The organism is Brevundimonas sp. (assembly GCF_018608325.1).
Classification (GTDB): domain Bacteria; phylum Pseudomonadota; class Alphaproteobacteria; order Caulobacterales; family Caulobacteraceae; genus Brevundimonas.
Genome location: NZ_JABAZW010000010.1, coordinates 15,117 through 34,573, shown reverse-complemented (window position 1 = coordinate 34,573; position 19,457 = coordinate 15,117). Strand labels below are relative to the sequence as shown.

Sequence of the window (19,457 nt, the reverse complement as noted above, 5' to 3'; positions counted from 1 at the left end):
CGTTGGGAGGAAAATGACAGCCTAGGCTGTCAGCACCCTGTCATTGAACGGAGACAACCGAATTCGCGGTTGTCCGGCCTATCGAGGTGTTCCAGCTTTCAAGCAGTTCCGTACGTTTGCGCTGATCCTGATAAACCAGAAGTCCCGGCCCCAGTGCTATAGGTTTGAGCAGGCCGATCTGGGCCGCACGCGCGCCCATATCGAGATACGGGCCATCCAGCTCAGTACGGACAGCATTCAGTTGCCCTCGATCCGTCAAAACCTTCTGCCCCCGCAGGGACAGCAGATATTCCATGAAAAGATGGGCCTCCACGGGATTGGCGGCACTGCGAGGTATGATGGCGGTGCGTGAAATCGCCAGCGTGTATTCCTGCGGATAGACGATGGTCAGTCGGGCGCCGTCCTCAACGCGTTTTCGCGCATACGACCCCAACAGATTATAGCCCATGACCAGCTTTCCCTGCTCGATCATGTCCAACAAGGGCCAAGTGTTTTCATTGGCGACCACGCCGATATCGCCAAATGCATCCACCAGCACGGCGGCGTCACTGTTCAGCCGCGCATCCTGGGAGGCCACCAGATAGCCCACACCGCTGCGCGCAATATCATAGGTGCCGACCCTCTTTCGCCAGAAGCCCGGATCGCGCCGCAGGTCGGCGAGCAGTTCCGAACGGGACGCCGGAATGGGCCGCCCGCGCATGAGATCGCTATTGAAGACCATCACCACCGGCTCAAAGGTGATTCCGAAAGCTTCATTGCGCCACTGCGCCCATTGCGGAGACGCGGCGGCGTTTTCAGAGAAGTGCGGCGCTGCATAGCCGTCGTTCACCAGCTTGACCTGCAGGTCCATCGAGGTGCTGAGCAACAGGTCGCCTGCGCTTTTGCCGATGCGCGCCTGCGATAGAAAATGAGCATGCAGCGGCTCGGCGTCCATCAGCCGGTACCGGACCTGGATATCGGGGTGCAAACGCCGAAAATCCTCGATAACCGGGGCAAAAACAGCTGTATCCGTTGTACTGACGATGACCAGTTCACGTGAGCGGGCCTGTCTGGATTCAACAACTGGCGGCGGTTTCACACTCCACGACAACAAAAGCGCCAGGCCGACCAAGGCCGCCGCGAAGGCCATGACAACGACACGTTTCATACCCGCCTCGGCGCATGCAGACGCACCTGCAACCCACCGCCCTCGCGATTGTTCAGCGTGACCTCGCCGCCGTGGGTGTCCATGGCCCTGCGCACGATCGCCATGCCCAACCCCGCGCCAGACGTCCGCGCGCCGCCCGCAGAGAACCGCTCAAAAATCCGCCCCGCCAGCGCGGCATCGACTCCGTCGCCACGATCAGACACCGTGATGACATAGTCGCCGCCTTCGGCCTCGACCTGAACCTCGACCCCTTTCTCTCCCCCCCGACCATGAGTGAAGGCATTGTCGATCAGATTCTTCACGGCCTCCCCCAACAAAAGCGCATCGCCATGGAAGGGCGCAGACTTGAGCGAGGTCTGCACCTTCGCCTCACGGTTCAGGGCCATGGGGGTGCTGTCCCTTACGGCGGCCCGCACCACGCGCAGAAGATCGAAATCCTCAAAGGCGCGGACATCGGCCCGATGCGCCACCGTGGCGTCACTAAGCAATTGCTGCAGCAGGCGCGAAAGCTTGGCGCTGCTGCGCTCAATGGCCAGCAAGCCGCGCCTCCGATCTTCATCATCACCGCCCGAGGCGACCTGAGCCTGAGCATGGATGACGGCGAGAGGCGTACGCATCTGATGCGCCGCCTCGGCGATAAAGGCCTTCATGGCCTGAATATTGGCGTCGAGCCGACGCATGAAGTCATTGAGAGACTCCACAAGCGGTGCGACCTCTTTCGGCACAGGCGCCGTAATGGGATGCAGATCTGACGGATCGCGTGCCTTCAATTCCCGCCCTATCCGGGTCAGTGGCATCAGGGCGCCGCCAATGCCCAGCCAGACTACTGCGAACGCCAAACCGCCCATGGCCGTAATCGGCGCCAGAGCATTCAGGATCAACTCGTTCTTCAGTTGATCACGCGCCCGCCGGGTCTGGCCGACCTGCACCAACAGCCAGCCTGTGGCGCCCGGCTCTGCGACCTGACGGCCCAGAACGGCAAAACGAACCGTCTCTCCACTATAAACGGCGTCAAAAAAGATCGGCGCGTTGGCCTCGACCCGAACCGCCGAAATCGCCAGATCATGCACGACCGGCGGTGCAGGCAGGTCGCCCGCACCCGTGACCAACTGACCGTTCGGCCCCGTAACGCTGTAGAAGACGCGATCTTCCGGCGCGGCAGACAACATGTCGAGCGAGGCATAGGGCAGGTCCACACGGACACGCCCGCCGGACACGGCGATCGTTTCCGTGATCGACAGCGCCGATCCCAGCAGAAGCCGGTCAAAGGAACGGTTCGCAGCAGCTTCAGCGGATGTGCGCGCCGCCACATACAACGCCAACATGCCGACCAGAAAGACCGCCCCCATGATGGCCGACAGCCGGATTTTCAATGAAAGCGGACTAACTGGCCAGGTGAACATTGGCCTCCGCGACATATCCGAAACCGCGCTGGGTGGAGATGCGGACATGCTCGTCGCCCAGTTTTCGGCGCAGCCGTCCCACATATAGCTCGACCGCATTGTCCCCGACCTCGTCACTGAAATCGAACAGTTGCGAAGCGATCCTTTCCTTGCTGAGCACCCGCCCGAGATTGCCCAGGAATATCTCCAGAAGCCGGTATTCTCGATTCGGCAGGGGCAGCAGATCGCCATGCAGACGTACGGTCTTGGCGGAACGATCAAACGTCAGGCCGCCGATCCGGCTTTCGCTGCTGGCGACGCCATGGTTGCGGCGCATCAGACTGCGGCAACGGGCGTCAAGCTCACGAAAATCGAACGGCTTGGACAGGTAATCATCGGCGCCCACGTCCAGCGCACCGACCTTGTCCTCAATCGCCGAGCGCGCGGTCAGGACCAGAACCGGCGTGCGATTTCCCTGCCCTCTCAGGCTTTTTAGAACAGAAAAACCATCCCTGCCCGGCAGACCGATGTCCAGAATGATTAACTCATAGGCCTGATACTGCAGCAAGTCATAAGCGTAGTCGCCATCGGGCGCGACATCGGCGGCGTGCCCGTCACGTTGCAGGTGACGCTGGATGGCGTCAGCTAGGTCAGGATCGTCTTCGACGACCAGGAATCTCATCGGCGATCCTCCCCCACCGATCAAGAACTGAAGGCCCCGCGATCTGCGCCGCAGTGAGCCTCTGCGCTCATGGTAAGATCGGCGACCACCCGCCTGTCAACCACCGTTGTTTTTGACACATCAGGAGCGTTCGTGAGGCGGAACAGCACCTTGGCCGAGCCACGGTAGGATTTATTTATTTGTTTTTGGACGATTTTCTCTTCATCGCCAGACCAATGCTCGCTTGACAGGAACATGACAGGCCTGATCGCTACTCTTCCCTCCAAGAGAGCACAAGGCGGGAACAACCCGCCTGAACCCGAGGGAAGAGGAGGGAACCCAATGATCGGATCAATGGGAAATCAGACTACAGAAATCATGACCGTCGGCTCTTCAGCCATCAGGCGGCGACGGCTGGTTCAAGGACTTTGCGCAAGTGCTTCCGCCCTCTCACTTCTGTCGGCAGGAGGAGCCATCGCCCAATCGCACACGCTTGGTGACGAGACGCTTCAGGAGGAAGCCGCCGAGGTGGATTCCATCGTCGTCACCGGCTCCCGCATCGTCCGCAATGGCGAACAGGCGCCGACGCCCTCGACGATCATCGGCACTGAGGAACTGAACGCCCAGGCCATCACCAGCATCGTCGATATTTCACGCGCACTGCCGCAGTTCCGCAACCAGAGAGGTGCCCAAGCCGGAGCGAACAACAGTCAGAACGGCGGCCAAGGGTCGCTTGACCTGCGTAGCCTGGGCGCCAACCGCAACCTGATTCTGCTGAACGGACAGCGCATAATTCCCTCCACCGGAAACGGCATCGTCGACACCAACATCCTGCCCAGCAGTCTGATCTCACGTGTGGACGTGGTCACGGGAGGCGCCTCGGCCGCCTATGGCTCCGACGCGATTTCAGGGGTGGTGAACTTCATCGTCGACACCAAGTTCAAGGGCGCCAAGCTGGATATCGTGACCGGCGCCTCGCAACACGGCGACAACGAGGAGATTTCCGCCAACTTCGCCTTTGGTCGAGCCTTCCTGAATGATCGCCTGCGCGTCGTGGGATCTGCGGAATACTACTGGTCAGACGGCATGAAGATGTTGAGCCGCGACTTTCTGAAGGCGCGCGGGGGCATCATCAACAACCCCGCCTACACCCAGGCCAACGGCCAGTACCGTAACATCGCGACGGACGGTAATATCGTCGCCGCCTATATGTCGACGGGCGGACTGGTGAACGGATGCCGCACGGCCAGCGGCGCCAATATCGCGAACTGCGCCCTGCGCGGCACGGCGTTCGGCCCTGACGGCAAGCCTCATGCCTTTGTTTACGGCGACTATGTCAATCCGACCGGCAACATGGTCGTGCCGATCGGCTCCACCAATCCTGATTATGCCGCCATCTACGACGGGGTCATGGCCACGCACCCGTCCGAACGCCTCTCCTTCTATGGACGCGCTGAATACGACGTGAGCGACAAGCTGACTGTCTTCGCCGACATCATACAGGCCAAGGCCCAGATCGGGCCGACGGGCAATGTGCCGCCCTATCGTTTCGGCACCAGTTCAACGACCTGGCTGTCCGTAACCGCAGACAACCCCTATCTGGACCCGACCATCAAGACCCAGATGTCCGGGCCGGGCGGCGGGAACGCGGCTGGTCCCCACTATCTGAATGTCGGGCGTTTCAACTATGACTGGGGCGGCGTGACCGTTCCGGTCAATACCAACGAGACAACGCGCTTCACCATCGGCCTGCGCGGCGACATCGGACGTGGCTGGACCTATGATGCCTATTACGCTTGGGGCAAAAACGACTACCTCGGCACCGGAACCAACAATCTGCTGACCTCGTCCAATGGCGTCACGTCTCTGGGACGGGTCAATCTGGCGGCCGATGTCGTGGCTGCACCCGCGGGCAATGCGGCAGGCATCGCTGCCGGAACCATCGTCTGCCGGTCGACGCTGACGGACCCCGGCAATGGCTGCAAGCCGCTGAACATCTTTGGCGTAGGAAACGCCTCGGCTGAAGCCATCGCCTACATCATGGGCGAGCACTTCCTGGCGACCACCTATGAGCAGCGCTATGCGGAGGCCAGCATTCAGGGCAAGCCCTTCTCGACATGGGCAGGCCCCGTCGGCGTGGCGGCAGGCGTGTCCTATCGCTCTGAAGAGGTTGAGGCCAAGGTCGACGCCAACTCATTCGCGGGCAACTTCGGCATCGCCAACAGCAAACCCTATCAGGGCGAGCAACGCGTGATCGAAACCTTTGGCGAAATCAGCATTCCCCTTCTGGAAGACTTGAACCTGGATCTGGCCGGGCGGATCACCGACTACGACACCAGCGGTCAAGTTGAGACGTGGAAGGCGGGCCTGAACTACCGGCTGCCAGGCGTCCTGTCAGACCTCAAGCTGCGCGCGACCAGTTCCAGAGACATCAGAGCGCCCAGTCTGTCGGAGCTGTTCACCGGCTTCAGCCAGAGCCGAGGCTCCGTGATCGACCCGTTCGCCTCCGGCAATGCGACGGTGAACATCCAGACCTACACAGGCGGAAACGCCAAGCTGACGCCGGAGATCGCCGACACCGTCGCCCTGGGCCTGGTGTACAAGTCTTCGCTGATCCCCGGCCTGTCCGGCTCGATCGACTATTATGACATCGAGATCGCCGACGCGATCAGCACCATCAGCGCCCAGAACACGGTGGATCGCTGCCATCAGGGCAACAGCGCCCTCTGTTCCCAGATCGTGCGGGACTCTGCTGGCAGCATCATTTCCATCTACGTCAACAATCTGAACGTCGCGGCGTTGAAGACTTCCGGCTTTGACATCGAGGCCAACTACGTCCGCGAAATCGCCAGTCCCTTCAAGAACGGTCCGATGACGGTCGGGGCGCGTCTGTTCCTGAACTACGTCGATCAATTCGCCACGATTGACGGCATCGGCGTCGAATATGACACGACCGGCAGCATGGTGGATCAGCAGCCCCAATGGACCGGACAGGTCATGTGGTTCGCCTCAACCGGCCCATACCAGATGACGATCACCAACCGATATGTCGGGTCAGGGCGTTACAACAATGCGTTCGAACCGGGTCACCCCAGCTATGTGCCGAACGCCATCGAGAACAACCATGTTGACGCCCGCCTCTATACGCACCTGAACCTGAGGTACAAGTTCAACAGCTACGGCGCAGACGCTGAGGTATTCTTCAACGTCAACAATCTGTTCGATGTGACGCCGCCCTATGGTTTCGCCTTCAACTATGGCCTGACCGCATCCCCCATGTACGACGTGGTGGGCCGGATGTTCAAAACGGGCGTCCGAATGCGATTCTGATCTACTCGGTAAAACAAATAATTATTGGACCTGCCTTCGCTTCAAGCCCATTCGCAAATGCGAACGTTCCTTTTAGGATCGACGCCGAGAAGGCAGGTTCAATACAATATTTCAGCCAACGCGATCACTAATCCGGCTGTTTCAGAGCAAGCGAACGACCATATATAAATGATCTGGGGGCCCACGTATAGACTACTCTTTAACCGCCACTTGTAAACATTCGCAGTTGATTTCAGTGACAGCATACCTGCCAGCAAAAATAAATCCTACCCAACGCGTTCGCCTGAAAACTAGGTCGACTTTAGACCATAGAAACCGCGCGCCATTGACCTCTGCAGGACACCGCAACTGTCGCAGGGACAATGCGTACCGTATCAGCCGGAAACAGACGTAGATGCTGAAAATAACGCAACGAAGCTGGACGCGCGCTGGGACAGATTGGCCAGCATATCCAGCCCTTTACGCTTCGTGCCGCAGATCGTCGGTGATGTCTGCTCTCGTCATGAAGGGGGCCCCTTCCTGCGCGGCTATTTGCGGAAGGATTGCGACGCCCGCATGATCAGGAACTGGTCAAGCATCAAGATCCTGCATTCAGGACAACAAAACAGGCTACATGAACCGCCTATAGGGAGCAGACAGGGCGAGAAACCAACGGTGATTACTCACGCGCGTCAATGGAGACGTATCAGGCGGCCGACGCTGCTGCGCTCAAGCCTGCCCGTTAATAAAATCGTCCATTCTACAGCTTAGGGAGAATGAACACAGAAACCTCTTCTACGGCCGCCAAATCATCATTACCACACAGCAGAACGCCCCCGGCTTTTTGTGCACGGGGGGGATATTTTGGGTGCGGGAGCGCGATGGTCGAAATAGTACAACTCAAACATAAATGTTTCAGTGTGATTGCGGCGACCAGCCCTTAGACTGGCCACGTTTCTCAGCGCAGTGTGAGCAACAGGCCGTCCCGCGCAAGTTTCAAGTCGCGCAGCGGGACGGCCTGTTGCAGTCAGCCTCGCGGCTAGGCCGCAGAGGTGAGACAGCCGATCAACGAGTGCGGACGGCCGTCACTCAGACGGCCAGATTCGGGCGGAAACAACTATAGATCGCCCCACCTAGAGCCGCACATGATTTGTCAGAATTTTTGAGTAAAACTGACGTACCCGAACCGGCCAATGACATCGAACGTCGATATCAGGGCGTTTTTCAAGAAGTTAAACGCGTAAGGCGGATCCTTGTCGAAGAGGTTGTTCACACCTACTGTCAGCTGAGCAGAATCCGAAACATCGTAGCGAACCAAGACATCCATACTCGTATAGAATGGCGTTCCAGAGTAGTTCTTGAAGTTGTCAACCGGTATGGAAATACCTACATTGGCGTCCTTCATGGCGCTGACATAGTTCACCCTGGTTTGAGCCCCCCAACGATCAGCGTCATAGTTGACTGTCAAACTTCCCCGCACGCGAGGATTACTGACAGAACCAGCGAGACTTTCGTTATAACGACCGGCAAGATTGCCGCGCCCGAAATCCGCATTGATCAGATAGGCGCCCGAAAGACTGACATCGACGTCGCCCCCCAAGACACCAGCGACCTTATATTGGAAGGTATAATCCACGCCAGACGTTGAAAATGTCCCGATATTTGTTTGCCGCGCCTGGATACGTGCAAGAGTGCCATCGGAGTTGCGCGAAGCAAACGTGAAACAAATATCATTTGGGTCCTGCGCACGAGTGCGCAGGTTTGGATCGAGATAGCAGCTATTCAGATTGTCTTGTACAATCGACCCTATCGCATCCGTCACCCTCAGATCGTAGTAGTCCACAACGGCCGTAAAACCGGCGAAGAAGCCTGGCTTATAAACCAGACCCAGATTGAAAGACTTTCCACGCTCAGGCTGAAGAGAAGGACTCCCTCCCGTCAAGCGGGGGATCGTGTTCCCAGGATTAAAGGTGCTTGGAACGCCCAGAGCAACGCAGTTTGCGTCAACGGCAGGATTACTCTGACGGAAAGTATCTGAACGGCAAGGATCGTTATATCCGCCGTAATCAGCGACACCGCCTCCATAGACTTCGATGACGTCAGGAGCCCTGAAGGAGGTTCCGTATGAGGTTCGGATACGCAGTTCGTCGCTGACGGACCAGTTCAAACCGACCTTGTATATGTTGGCCGATCCAAAGTTAGAGAAGCGCGAATGCCGACCTTGAAGATTGAGATCAAGATTCTGGGCGAATTGCACTTCTGACAACAACGGGATTGTCGCCTCGGTAAATAGCTCCCTCGTCGAGAAATGTCCGTCCGTCGGCAAAATCGTGTTCGACGCAGCATCACCGGACTGTGTAAAGGCGTCCGGCATGACTTCGCCGGTTTCCTTCCTGTGCTCTAGGCCGATAGCCACCATGACTGGACCGGACGGCAGCGTGAATACTGGACCGCTGATCGTCGCCAAAGACTGCGCGCTGGTGAACTCGAGCTTGGCCGTCTGGTCGTAGAATAGATAATTCTTCTGAGCCTCAGTCAGCCGTGTTTTTTTCGACAGCAGATCATCGAGATTCGAAATTGCCCCGATCCCGGCGCAACGCTGGTCATTTGCGCAAATGTCCGGGTTGAGAAGGCCACGCAGCGCAACTGCGTTCACGCCATTGTCGGTCACGCTAAGCGTGCTGTTCCTGCCCACGCTGTGAGAAACATCCCACTTGAACCGATCAAGCAGTCGGCCTTCCAAACCTGCGCTCACAAACGTCATGTCGACACTCGTTCGTGTTGGCCGCGAGCCGTAATCGCTCATGCGCCAGTTCAGCGAGACATCCCGCCCGTACGGATTATTCGGGCTGGTAGAAGGCACGACCAGATTCTTGAACGGACCGACAAAACCGGCAGTGTTAAGTTGAAAGCCGGAGAGGCTCTGGAAGCCATCGCGGTGCGACAGCAAAACATCAGCCTTCAACCGAACATTGTCGCTAATATCGTACCGCGCAGCACCGCCGAAACTGCGGATGGTGAAGCCGGCCACGAGTGATGTTTCACCGCCCGTATCATACCGCTCACACGAAGGCGCGATGTTTTGGCCGCCTGTTATCGGATAGCAAGCAACCAGCGCTCCATCCGTACCGCGCACCGCCCCGCCCGGCGTACTGTCAGAACGCGTGATCCCAGATGCTCCCCCGAGAGAAGAATAGACGTCGCGTGCCCAACGGCGCTCGATCTGAGCGATGTCGTCCTGCCTCTGCTGCTGAGCCGATACAACGATTGAACCTCGATCGAACTGATGGCCCAGGATCGCGGAAAACCGATATGACTGACCGTCACCACGAGAAGACAGACCGCCATATCCGCTGACCTCCAGACCCTCGAACCGATCACGGGTCAGGAAGTTTACAACACCGGCGACTGCATCCGCGCCATAGGTGCTCGCCGCACCATCTCTCAAGATCTCAATCCGCCCCACCATCGCCGTAGGGATGCCGCTGACGTCCTGCGAAGAGAGGCCATTGATGTCGGAGTAAAGCGGGAACCGGCGCCCGTTCACCAACACCAAGGTTCGCCGACTTCCCGCGTTGCGCAGGTTGACTGACTGCACCCCGGCGCCGCCGATGCCGAATGTTTGGCCAGAGCTTGCCGTCCCCACCGCCGGCACGGTTCTCAAGACCTCCAACACGGATAATTTGCCGGATTGCATAAGTTCTTTCGCGCCCACCACCGAAACAGGTTGAGAAGCACTCGCGTCCGTCCGCCCCAAAAGCGACCCTGTGACGACGATTTCGTCCACTGTACTGGCCTCATCGGACGCGTGCGCTTCTTGGGCACTCGCGCTCGGACCATACAACGCAGATACACACACTCCGGCCCAAAGAACGGCCGAGAACTTACCACCAACACTCATACGCCTCACCAAGACCTCCCACAGAGCGATTATTATTTATTTCAAATTTACGAACAAATATTAGAAAGCATCGCAAATGTACAAATACAGTCATCAAATATGTCGATGTAAATCGACATATTTGGAAAAATCATCAGACCCAATATTGATGGTTATCTGGCGCACGAACAAACACGTCCATGCGAGACCGCAGAGCGACGTTTTGTCGGCGCACTCCGCGATCTTCCATTAAAAACTCACTACTACGATATCACCGACGACCGATTTAACGACAACAAGTCAATCCGGCTCTAATCATTGTTAGCACCACAACAGATCAGAATTTTGCATTCAGACCTATAAAGTACTGTCTACCCGCAATATCTCCAAACGAACGACTGGGATATGACGTCATCTCATCGGTAAGATCAGATACGCCCGCACGAACGGTGACATCTCCAAAATCATAAGCTCCGGATATGCTATGACGAACATTGGCCCGGAGCACAGGATCGGCCGAGTTTTCGATAGTTGAATAACCCGTTACGTTCGTTCTGGGCATATAGTTTACAGAATAGAATAGCTTTAGCTTGTCGCGCGACCAACGAGCGTCAAATCGTCCAACCCATTTCGGCATGGCTTCACTACCGTCGAGACGATTGTGGTCGAATCCAGTAACAGAAGTCTCGAACTTACGGTTATGCGTCGCCTCGATGCTAAGATCGAACCGTCCAAGATTCACGCCATCCAGCACGTCGTCGAGCCTGAAGCGATAATTGAGGTTGTAGACCTCGCCTTGGTAGGCCACTTGGCCAGCATTATAGGTAGTCGACAGAGCCGTCTCGATGTAACCTTTATCGTCTCTCGTGAAGGTCTCGCACACCGACGCCGCCGTTGTCGCTGAATCATAGCAAGTCGCCATGAAATCAAGGGGCTGAAAGGCGGACAGGCCGTTTTCCAGATCAATAGAGATGTGGTCAACGATCAGGCTCAAGCCAGAAACAAAGGTCGGCTGATAGACCAATCCGAACGTCGTGGTGTTCGAGACTTCGTTCTTTAAATCCGGATTTCCCCGGCTCGTCACCATGGCATTGTTGAAATTCTCGGACGGGTCTTGGAACGTCTCAAGCGGACCATATCCGGGATTGGCGTCAAACAGCGCTTTACAGTTAGCCAGACGCGTGGACGGCGAAGGACCAGCATTGATGCGGTCAGCATCGCAAGGATCAACAAGTATAGCGGCCAGCGCCGTTCGTGACGGTGCAAAAAGCTGGTCCAGCGTAGGCGATCTGAAGTTCCGGCTCTTGGAGCCGCGGATTACGAGCCCCGCCCCGATTTCCCATTGCAAGCCAGCGCCCCAGACACTTTCGACGCCTGTGATTGAATGATCGACGATCCTGTAGGAGCCGTCGAAATCAAGCCGCTTGATACCGGGCAGACTAAAGTCGCCGCCAAGCAGCGGCAGCGCGATTTCAGCTGAGACCTCATTCGTCTCGAACCGGCCGGACGTGGCCACGACAGCAACCTTGGACCCGAGGATGCCCGCCTGGTCGGCGGCGAACGGATCAAACCTCGCTGTTTCCTTCCTGTACTCATAGGCTAGGCTGAACTTGGCGGCGCCTGCCGGCAAAGCGAAGAGATCGCCCCCCAGCGTCGCCAGAATGCCGTCCTGTGAGTTATGATAATTCTGACCGCTGGCGGTTGTTACGTAGTCTCGGGCCTCCGCGCTGACATTTCCTTGACCGAAGATGTTCAGCGCGACGCATGCAGGCTCGTCGTTCGAGGTCACGGCGTCGACATTGACGGCGCAGACAGGCGTTCCGCCTGGTCCCGCGACAGCGTTCACAGCGCGATTGAAATTGTCCGTGACCACGCCCCACCCGGCTTTCTTGGCCGATGTTTCCCCTCGAGACGCCGACAAGCTCCAGTAGAACTGTCGCCCGCCATAGTCGAAGTCGCCTTCAATGGCTGCCAAAGCGCGCCAGGTGTCAGTTGTGTATTTGACTTCCCGTGTCGGCAGAAGGTCACGCCAGAACTTGGACAGGAAAAGCGGAGAGCCGGCGCCGAACGCCGGTCGCGCTGCAATGATGCCCGCACGCGCCGTTTCAGAGAGAAATGGATTGTTGGCAAAGAAGACAATTGGGCCGATGCCGCTATCGGCTGAGTTGAGAATGGTGTTCGAGACCTGCGGACCGTTTGCACCATACGGGTCTCTGGCGACGGTGTTGGAGTAAAGCAGCTCGACCGATGCTTTGACGCGTTCAGTCAGCTCATAACGACCGATCGCATTAAAGTTCCGCCGCTCAACGCCGGTCCGTAGTGCAGCCAACTCCCGGTATGAGAGACCGTCACCGCCAAGTGCGAATGGCACGCTGACGACCTTGCCAGTGTCAAAGCTCGTCAACTCGCCGCGGGCGTCGAACTGCTGATAGACCCCGTTTTTCGACAGGATGAACTGCGGCACAGGTGCAGGCGTAGTGAAGATCAGTCCGTTGGGCGAGAACGGAAAAAGCGTAGCGTTATTCCCAGAGATCAGCGCAGCCACGCCGTCGTTGGGCCCACCGTCAGCTGGATTTGTATAGGTGATGCGGGCCAGGTTCGTCAGAGGTCGATCCTGATCAAAAAGGGCATGGGTGCGCGACCATTCGCCGTTGAGTGCGATATTGCCGCGTCCGTCCGCAAAATTCTTGCCGTAGGTCAGGCGCAGGCTGGGCTTTTCATTATCCCCTCGCGAGGAGACGCCATATTGGGCATCCAGCTCCAGCCCCTCGTAATCCGTCTTCAGGACGTAGTTCACAACGCCCGCTATAGCGTCCGAACCATAGACCGCCGCCCCACCCGCCTGAATAATATCAACGCGGGAGATGAGGCCCACAGGCACGATATTGGTGTCCACGATGCGATCGCCCAACCCCGTGGATGTCGTCACCGTCCGACGCCCATTGATCAGGGTCAGGGTGCGTCCAGCGCCCAGATTGAACAGGTTTGGGAACTGTTGGCCCGATCCCGCCGGTCGGCCGATGCCGTCAGCCTGGCCAAAGCTCGGAACAGCTGATGTAACTTGATTTAAGGCGTCCCCGGCCTGAACCAGCCCTCGCTCTTCAAAAACCTCCGGATTGATGAAGGTCACAGGTGCGGCTGAAGCAGCGTCGGATCGCCTGATCCGGGAGCCGGTCACAACCACGTCGTCGATTGTGGTTCCAGATTCTGCGCCATCGGCCTGGGGGCTGGCATCTGCGGTCGACTGCGCTGCAGCCTCTGACCATGCCCCCGCCCCGATAGCGATCGTCAGTCCCGCCACCATCGTGGTCGACAACAGGCGTGCACGTTTCGATTGAACCATCATTCTTTCCCCTCACTAGCTTTTATTCTGTCCCCGGACGGCCCACCGACTTGCTCCGAAGCCGTCAGCAGACCCGCTCCAAGGCAGGCTTGATTGGGTGAAATGATAGGCACGAGCTGCGCGCTTTATCCTTGCGTTCTCTCCCCTGTCTTCGCCCCGCCCGACATCATCAAGTCCGATGGCAGGATCATTTCGGGATATATATGCGGACGATATTCTGCTCCCAGCGCGTACGATCTAATCCGTCGAGCTTTAGACGAGCTCCCGAACTGAGATATCGGAGCTGCAGTCGCGACAGCGCGCCTAGTCGCGTTTGGCGCCTCATCTGCATTGCTCATGTCGGATGCGCCCAGGTTCCGCCCTGAAACGCATAAATGGAGAATCCCGCATGCGTTACTGTCGCTTCAGGGCTGGCGCCCGACGATCGTCCGCCTTGCCGCTAAGGCTGCGGCTTGCCGAACGCCCGCTCCAATAAAGAACGGGAGGATTCAGAAAACATGTCGAAGCTTAAATTCGCCGGGGCAGTCGCCGCGCTTGTCGTGGGAGCCGGCACACCCTTGTGGGCGGTTGCAGCGGGTTCACAAGCCACCCCCACGCTTGATCTTCAGCTCAAACCAGTCGCTGAGAGCGGACAAGTCGATCATGTCGATGTCCGTCTTCGCATCTCGAGTCCGAACATCGACGCGGGCGGCGTCGTGGCGCGTCTGCCGCTCATTGTCGCCTCCATTCCCACGGCGCGTTATGACGGCGACGCCTTACAAGCCTTCGACGCCGCTGGCGCGCTGCCGCTGACGCTCCATGACGAAGATCCGACCCCGTCAGGCGTTTATCGAAACTGGAAAGCGACACGTGCGACCCAGGGAGATGTCATCCTCGTCTATCAGGCCAAGCCGAGAGAAGTTGGTCCCAATACGCGCCCGGGCCCTCTCTTCGACCTGCGGCGCGAAGCTGGCGGGATCAATGGGTCGGGCCTGACGTTCCTTGCCTTGCCCGACACCACGACCGTTTACGACATCAGCCTGACATGGGATTTGAGCGCCATGGTGCCTGGTTCTAGCGCCGCCTGGTCGCTGGGAGATGGCGCGGTGAAAGCCCACGGGCCCGCGTCTGTTCTGTCTGGCACCTACTATGCTGCAGGCCCCCTCAAACGATACCCGGAGCAGCAGCCTAGCGATTTCGCCATGTATTGGCTGAGCACGCCCAACTTCGACACAGATGCTGTGGGCCAGACCATTGAGACGCTTTACGCATACATGTCGCATTTCTTCCGCGACGACATGGGCTCTTACCGCGTTTTCATTCGCAAAAACCCCTACCGCAGCGGCGGAGGGACCGCGCAAAACCGGTCCTTCATGTTTGGCTACAATGATTTCGCCCCAACATCGTTGAAGGCTCTAACGGGTCTTCTGGCGCACGAGATGGTGCACAACTGGCCGCGCATGAGCGGGGAGCATGGCGAGACCGCTTGGTACAGCGAGGGCGCAGCCGATTTCTACTCGATTGTCCTGTCGTACCGCGCCGGGCTCATCGACCCAGAGCAGTTCTTGAAGGAAATAAACGCGCGCGCATCCGCCTACTATACAAACACCCTTCGCCACCTCAGCAATACAGAAGCCGGGGAGCGCTTCTGGACGGATCCGCGAGCCCAGACACTGCCCTACGGACGAGGCTTCATCTATCTGGTTCAGGTTGACGCGGAAATCCGCGCCCGAACCCACGGACGACGCAGTCTGGACGACATTGTTCTGGCGATGCTCGAGAAAAACCGCGCAGACCAACCTGCTGGCATCGACCAGTTTCTGGAGCTCGTTGAAGCCGAAATCGGTCCGGAGGCCCGCAGCAGCTATGCCACGATGGCGGCCGGTGAAAACATCATGCTGCCCGAGAGCGCTTTTGGATCCTGCCTGCAGATCAAGCCGCACGATTATCGCATCTTCGATCCAGGGTTCGACTACAGGGCGTTGGCTGGCGACAAGATCGCTCGTTCAGTCGAACCCGGCGGCGTCGCTGAGATCGCAGGTCTGAGAAACGGCGACGTCATTCTGTCCGCGACCAGTTACGCCGACCTGCAAGAAGACCAGAGCAGATCCATGACCGTGCGCTTCACAAGGGACGGCGGCGAAGCCCAGGAGATTGTCTACAAACCACGCGGGGAGATCCTATCCGGCTACATGTGGGAGCGCGCGCCTGGGAAAAGCGACGCAGATTGCGCCTTCTAAAGAACCGCAGCGACAGAACATCTTTCAACGCACCATGGCCCGCGCATCCGCGCGGGCCATTTTTATTTATAGCTGAACCTCGACGTCCTCGCGCTAAACAGAAGCAACGGGCTCACTTCGGTCTTACATCCAGCAGGAAGACATCCAAAAACACTAGCCACACGACGAGCAACAGTCGGACGTTTCACCAGCTAGTCGATGACTTCGACACGCAGAGGCTTTTGCGCCATCCAGAACAGCACCGCAGCGGAGACAGCGAACAGGGATGACACGACAAGCGCCCAACGCAGGCCATCTGCATCGCCCAGGTGGAACCCATGATTGAAGATGTCGGACAGGCAGCCGACGGCGACCGCCCCTAACCCCATCCCCACCATGTTGAGAATAAACAGGAAAAGAGACGTGGTGGTTGATCGCATTTCACGGGGGGACAGCCCCTGAACTGCAGCCAACACTGGACCAAACCATAGGCCGCCCAAGAGGCTCCCGGGAATCAGGAACAGGTAGGCCGTCACAGCGGAAGGAACCAACATCGCGATGCAAAAGAACGGTATCGCCGCCAAGGCCGCAATCGCCGGCAGGATAGCGTAGAAGCCTATATCCTGAGCGCCGTACCGGTCCGCTAGCCGTCCTCCGATCCAGTTCGACGCGGCGCCAAAGACACCTGCCAACAGTCCCAGAGCCAGGCCCACGGTGCCAATCGGCTTCAACCCGATCATCTGCCCCCAATGGGCGACCTCATCGCCGTGAACCCGCAAGAAGAAGGCCGCAATAAAGGGCTGCTGGCCAAAGGCCACAAAAGCCTTGGCTGCGGCGGCAAAAGCCAACAGCCAAAAAGCGCGTTTGCTCCGCAAATGCGAGAACACGTCCTTCAGTCGCGGCTGTGGTGCAGGTTTTTCTTTGGCCTGAAGCGCGCCCTTGGGATCACGCAGCGTTGCGAACACCAGAATAGCCAGCAGAAGCCCAGGCAATCCTGCGATCAGGAACGCGGTACGCCATCCATAGATATCGGCGACGATCCCCCCCAGAGCGAGGCCCAAAAGCGTACCGATGGGCGTCCCCATAGCGAAGAACGCCAGAGCGGACGCACGTTTACCCTTCTCCGCGTAGTCCGTGACCAGGGCCATGCCGGGCGGCATGCAGCCCGCCTCCCCCACACCGACGCCCATGCGCGCAAGAACCAGAGCCGGGTAGCTCATCGCTCGTCCGCAAAGCACTGTAAAAGCGCTCCAGACCGCCAGCGAGGCGCCGACCACCCAGACCCTGTTGGTCCGGTCCGCCAGGCGGGCCACGGGAATACCCAGTGAGCAGTACACAAGGCCGAATGCAAACCCGGTCAACACCCCCAGTTGAGAATCTGACAGGCCCAGGTCCGCTTTGATCGGTTGCGCCAGAATGGTCATGATCTGGCGGTCAACGAAGTTCATCACGCTCACGAGAAAGAGGATGAATATCGCGTAGCGACCGTAAGCGACGGAATGGAGAGCATTCTTCTTCATGATCTTTCTCATGCCGCAATCTTGAAGCGGGCCAGCGCGGACATGTCCGGTTCAGCGCCCCAGCCCGGACCGTCGGGCAGTTGCAGCAATCCGTTCGTGACCACCACGGGCGAGGTCAGAATTTCGTCTCTCCAGGGCGCGCCTTCGACCTCATATTCCATGATCGTCAAGTTCGGCAGCAGAGACGCGAAATGCGCGCTCATCAACGCTGCGAGCGGCCCCGTGTAGTTGTGACACGCCACCGAAACGTCCGCAGCATCAGCGAGCGACGCCATCATCAGGCTTTCCGCCAGGCCGTTCCACATCACGTCGATAATCGCAACGTCCACCGCTCGCCGCTCAAGAAACGGCAACAGCGCGCGCCGCCCCAAAACAGATTCCAGAGACGCAATCGGCGTCCGCGTTCCCTGCCTGACAGCGGCCAAGGCCACGGGATCGCTTATATCCGCCTCAATCCATCGCAACCCCAGCGGTTCAAGCCCCCTCGCCAGCGCTAACACGCCGTCTGGCCGGAAGTTGAAATTCACGTCGAGCATGATCTCGACGTCAGGTCCCGCGCCGCTCTGAAATGCAGCGACAAGATCTGTAAGATTTCGCGTCAGGGCTGGCGTCAGGTTCAGCGCTGGGCCGCCGCCCACGGGCGCGAATCCCGGCATATGCACCACGCCGCCCCCGCGTCCGTCGAAGCTTATGATCTTGGTCTTCAACGCCGAAAAACCCTGCGCCCGAACCTCAGCCCCCAGGGCTTCAACATCTTTCAGCGACCTCAAGGGCTCCACACCCAGGCGGGCGACAAGGTCAGGCCGCCCGACCCGGCGCATCCCGCACTGCGACCAATAGACGGGAATCTGATTGCGGAGAGCGCCCCCGAACAGACCGTGCACGGGGACGCCTGCCTGTCGCGCACACACGTCCAGGCAGGCGTTCTCCAACGCGCCGATGGCCTGCGCTATCAGGCCGGGCTGAGCAAAGCGGGTTTCAGCGAACAGATCAGACACCATTCTCCGCCAGTTGCGGGGATCAGAGCCGATGATGCGTTGACACATCATGCCGATCAGCGGCGACAGGACACCCGGAAGCGGCCGCCCGTCGCCGAACTCGGACCAGCCCGCACATCCGTCGTCGGTCATAATCCGCAGCAGGTGATAGCTGTTCACCCCGCCATCGATGGCAAAGGCGTCCACACTCTTAATGCGCATTCCGTCAACCCGGACTAATAAGACGAGAACATCGGAAACCGGCCGATTCCGTGCAGAGCGTGTCCGCCAATACTGAAGCCAGACAACAACGCTCAGCGACTTCTCTCGATCAAGCGACGAATATCGTTGTTGAGACGTTCCAGAGAGCCTTCAACAGTGTAGGCCATATGGCCGCCCTGATATGAGGCTGATGTCACCCGGTCGCTTGGCCACGGCGATTGATTGACCAGATAGTCCATGGCCCCGACCGTCGTTTGCGTATCATAATATCCGTTCGCAACCATGAGGTGGAAACGCGGATTGGCCTCGAACACGCCGGTGATCAGTTTGGTGAAATCCCAGTTGCCGAAGGGAGAGCGATTAGGTCCCCAATCCCAGTCGTTGAAGCCGATCGGGTCCATGTTGATGTAGGAACCGACCTGGGCGGCATGGAGATCCTTGTCCAGGTATTCCTTAAAGGTCCGCGCATAACCGCTGGTCACGACCCTGAATGGATCGCCCCCGGCCACAGGACCGACATAGCGTGCGTCGTGCTCACCCAGAACCTGGCCGGGGAAGAGGGCGAAACGGTATTCCTGTTTAGTGATCTTCAGATCATGAGACAGGTAATAGTCTCGGCTAATGCCGGTGAATTCCTCAAGCTTCGCGGCAGCGATCCGTCGACGGTCTTCAGGCGCCTTGTCGCCGAGGAACAGCAGATTGAGGTACTCTCCACCGCCGAAAGCGCCCGCATCGGCGGTGAAGCAACTGACACGACGGATGCGCCTTTCTTTCTCGCGCGCGCGAGCTCGGACGGCCGAACGGTGTTACCTTTGGCC

Annotated in this window: 12 protein-coding genes; 3 read left to right on the top strand and 9 right to left on the bottom strand. The window is 58.5% G+C overall.

All coding sequences use genetic code 11. The annotated features are described in order from the left end of the window. Nucleotides 1-40: 40 nt before the first annotated feature. The 4 genes from QZ281_RS00995 to QZ281_RS00980 are packed head-to-tail and all read right to left on the bottom strand — an operon-like array spanning nucleotide 41 to nucleotide 3,447. Nucleotides 41-1,147 carry an ABC transporter substrate-binding protein gene (locus QZ281_RS00995; RefSeq protein WP_292223593.1) on the bottom strand — a complete coding sequence of 369 codons (1,107 nt, stop codon included), beginning with the start codon at nucleotides 1,145-1,147 and terminating at the stop codon, nucleotides 41-43. Next, nucleotides 1,144-2,550, bottom strand: coding sequence for a sensor histidine kinase (locus tag QZ281_RS00990; RefSeq protein WP_292223591.1), 1,407 nt, complete (start codon nucleotides 2,548-2,550; stop codon nucleotides 1,144-1,146). The genes QZ281_RS00995 and QZ281_RS00990 overlap by 4 nt, the downstream gene beginning before the upstream one ends. Beyond that, nucleotides 2,531-3,211 carry a response regulator transcription factor gene (locus tag QZ281_RS00985; protein ID WP_292223589.1) on the bottom strand — a complete coding sequence of 227 codons (681 nt, stop codon included), beginning with the start codon at nucleotides 3,209-3,211 and terminating at the stop codon, nucleotides 2,531-2,533. The genes QZ281_RS00990 and QZ281_RS00985 overlap by 20 nt, the downstream gene beginning before the upstream one ends. 20 nt (nucleotides 3,212-3,231) lie before the next feature. Continuing rightward, on the bottom strand, nucleotides 3,232-3,447 hold the full coding sequence (locus tag QZ281_RS00980; protein WP_292223586.1) for a hypothetical protein: 216 nt from the start codon (nucleotides 3,445-3,447) through the stop codon (nucleotides 3,232-3,234). A 97-nt stretch (nucleotides 3,448-3,544) separates the two neighbouring features. On the opposite strand from QZ281_RS00980, the gene QZ281_RS00975 reads away from it, so the two are divergent. Next, nucleotides 3,545-6,520: a TonB-dependent receptor gene (locus QZ281_RS00975; RefSeq protein ID WP_292223583.1), complete on the top strand. Its 2,976-nt coding sequence runs from the start codon at nucleotides 3,545-3,547 to the stop codon at nucleotides 6,518-6,520. Between the two features lie 1,132 nt (nucleotides 6,521-7,652). Here the strand turns inward: QZ281_RS00975 and QZ281_RS00970 are convergent. Then, complete coding sequence (locus tag QZ281_RS00970; protein WP_292223581.1) at nucleotides 7,653-10,286, bottom strand: TonB-dependent receptor; 2,634 nt, start codon at nucleotides 10,284-10,286, stop codon at nucleotides 7,653-7,655. Nucleotides 10,287-10,716: 430 nt separating this feature from the next. Next, nucleotides 10,717-13,725 (bottom strand): TonB-dependent receptor, encoded by a 3,009-nt coding sequence (locus QZ281_RS00965; protein ID WP_292223579.1) that lies wholly within the window; start codon nucleotides 13,723-13,725, stop codon nucleotides 10,717-10,719. A 449-nt stretch (nucleotides 13,726-14,174) separates the two neighbouring features. Here QZ281_RS00965 and QZ281_RS00960 point away from each other — a divergent pair, with 449 nt between their 5' ends. Then, nucleotides 14,175-15,941, top strand: a complete 1,767-nt coding sequence (locus tag QZ281_RS00960; RefSeq protein WP_292223577.1) for a hypothetical protein — start codon at nucleotides 14,175-14,177, stop codon at nucleotides 15,939-15,941. Nucleotides 15,942-16,132: 191 nt separating this feature from the next. Here QZ281_RS00960 and QZ281_RS00955 read toward each other — a convergent pair whose 3' ends face one another. The 3 genes from QZ281_RS00955 to QZ281_RS00940 form a co-directional block, all read right to left on the bottom strand. Next, nucleotides 16,133-17,452, bottom strand: coding sequence for an MFS transporter (locus tag QZ281_RS00955; RefSeq protein WP_292223574.1), 1,320 nt, complete (start codon nucleotides 17,450-17,452; stop codon nucleotides 16,133-16,135). Continuing rightward, on the bottom strand, nucleotides 17,449-18,570 hold the full coding sequence (locus tag QZ281_RS18180; RefSeq protein WP_363297150.1) for a mandelate racemase/muconate lactonizing enzyme family protein: 1,122 nt from the start codon (nucleotides 18,568-18,570) through the stop codon (nucleotides 17,449-17,451). Before QZ281_RS18180 ends, QZ281_RS00955 begins: the two co-directional genes overlap by 4 nt. Nucleotides 18,571-18,731: 161 nt before the next feature. Next, a complete protein-coding gene (locus tag QZ281_RS00940) occupies nucleotides 18,732-19,121 on the bottom strand; it encodes a hypothetical protein (RefSeq protein ID WP_292223571.1) in 390 nt (129 codons plus the stop codon). Between the two features lie 48 nt (nucleotides 19,122-19,169). On the opposite strand from QZ281_RS00940, the gene QZ281_RS00935 reads away from it, so the two are divergent. Then, nucleotides 19,170-19,457: hypothetical protein (locus QZ281_RS00935; RefSeq protein WP_292223568.1), on the top strand; the 288-nt coding region annotated here is incomplete at its 3' end.

Coding starts and splice junctions, on each gene's coding strand:
- QZ281_RS18180 (WP_363297150.1), bottom strand. CDS start 18,570: ATGACCGACGACGGATGTGCGGGCTGGTCCGAGTTCGGCGACGGGCGG.
- QZ281_RS00975 (WP_292223583.1), top strand. CDS start 3,545: ATGGGAAATCAGACTACAGAAATCATGACCGTCGGCTCTTCAGCCATC.
- QZ281_RS00985 (WP_292223589.1), bottom strand. CDS start 3,211: ATGAGATTCCTGGTCGTCGAAGACGATCCTGACCTAGCTGACGCCATC.
- QZ281_RS00990 (WP_292223591.1), bottom strand. CDS start 2,550: ATGTTCACCTGGCCAGTTAGTCCGCTTTCATTGAAAATCCGGCTGTCG.
- QZ281_RS00955 (WP_292223574.1), bottom strand. CDS start 17,452: ATGAGAAAGATCATGAAGAAGAATGCTCTCCATTCCGTCGCTTACGGT.
- QZ281_RS00995 (WP_292223593.1), bottom strand. CDS start 1,147: ATGAAACGTGTCGTTGTCATGGCCTTCGCGGCGGCCTTGGTCGGCCTG.
- QZ281_RS00980 (WP_292223586.1), bottom strand. CDS start 3,447: ATGTTCCTGTCAAGCGAGCATTGGTCTGGCGATGAAGAGAAAATCGTC.
- QZ281_RS00965 (WP_292223579.1), bottom strand. CDS start 13,725: ATGATGGTTCAATCGAAACGTGCACGCCTGTTGTCGACCACGATGGTG.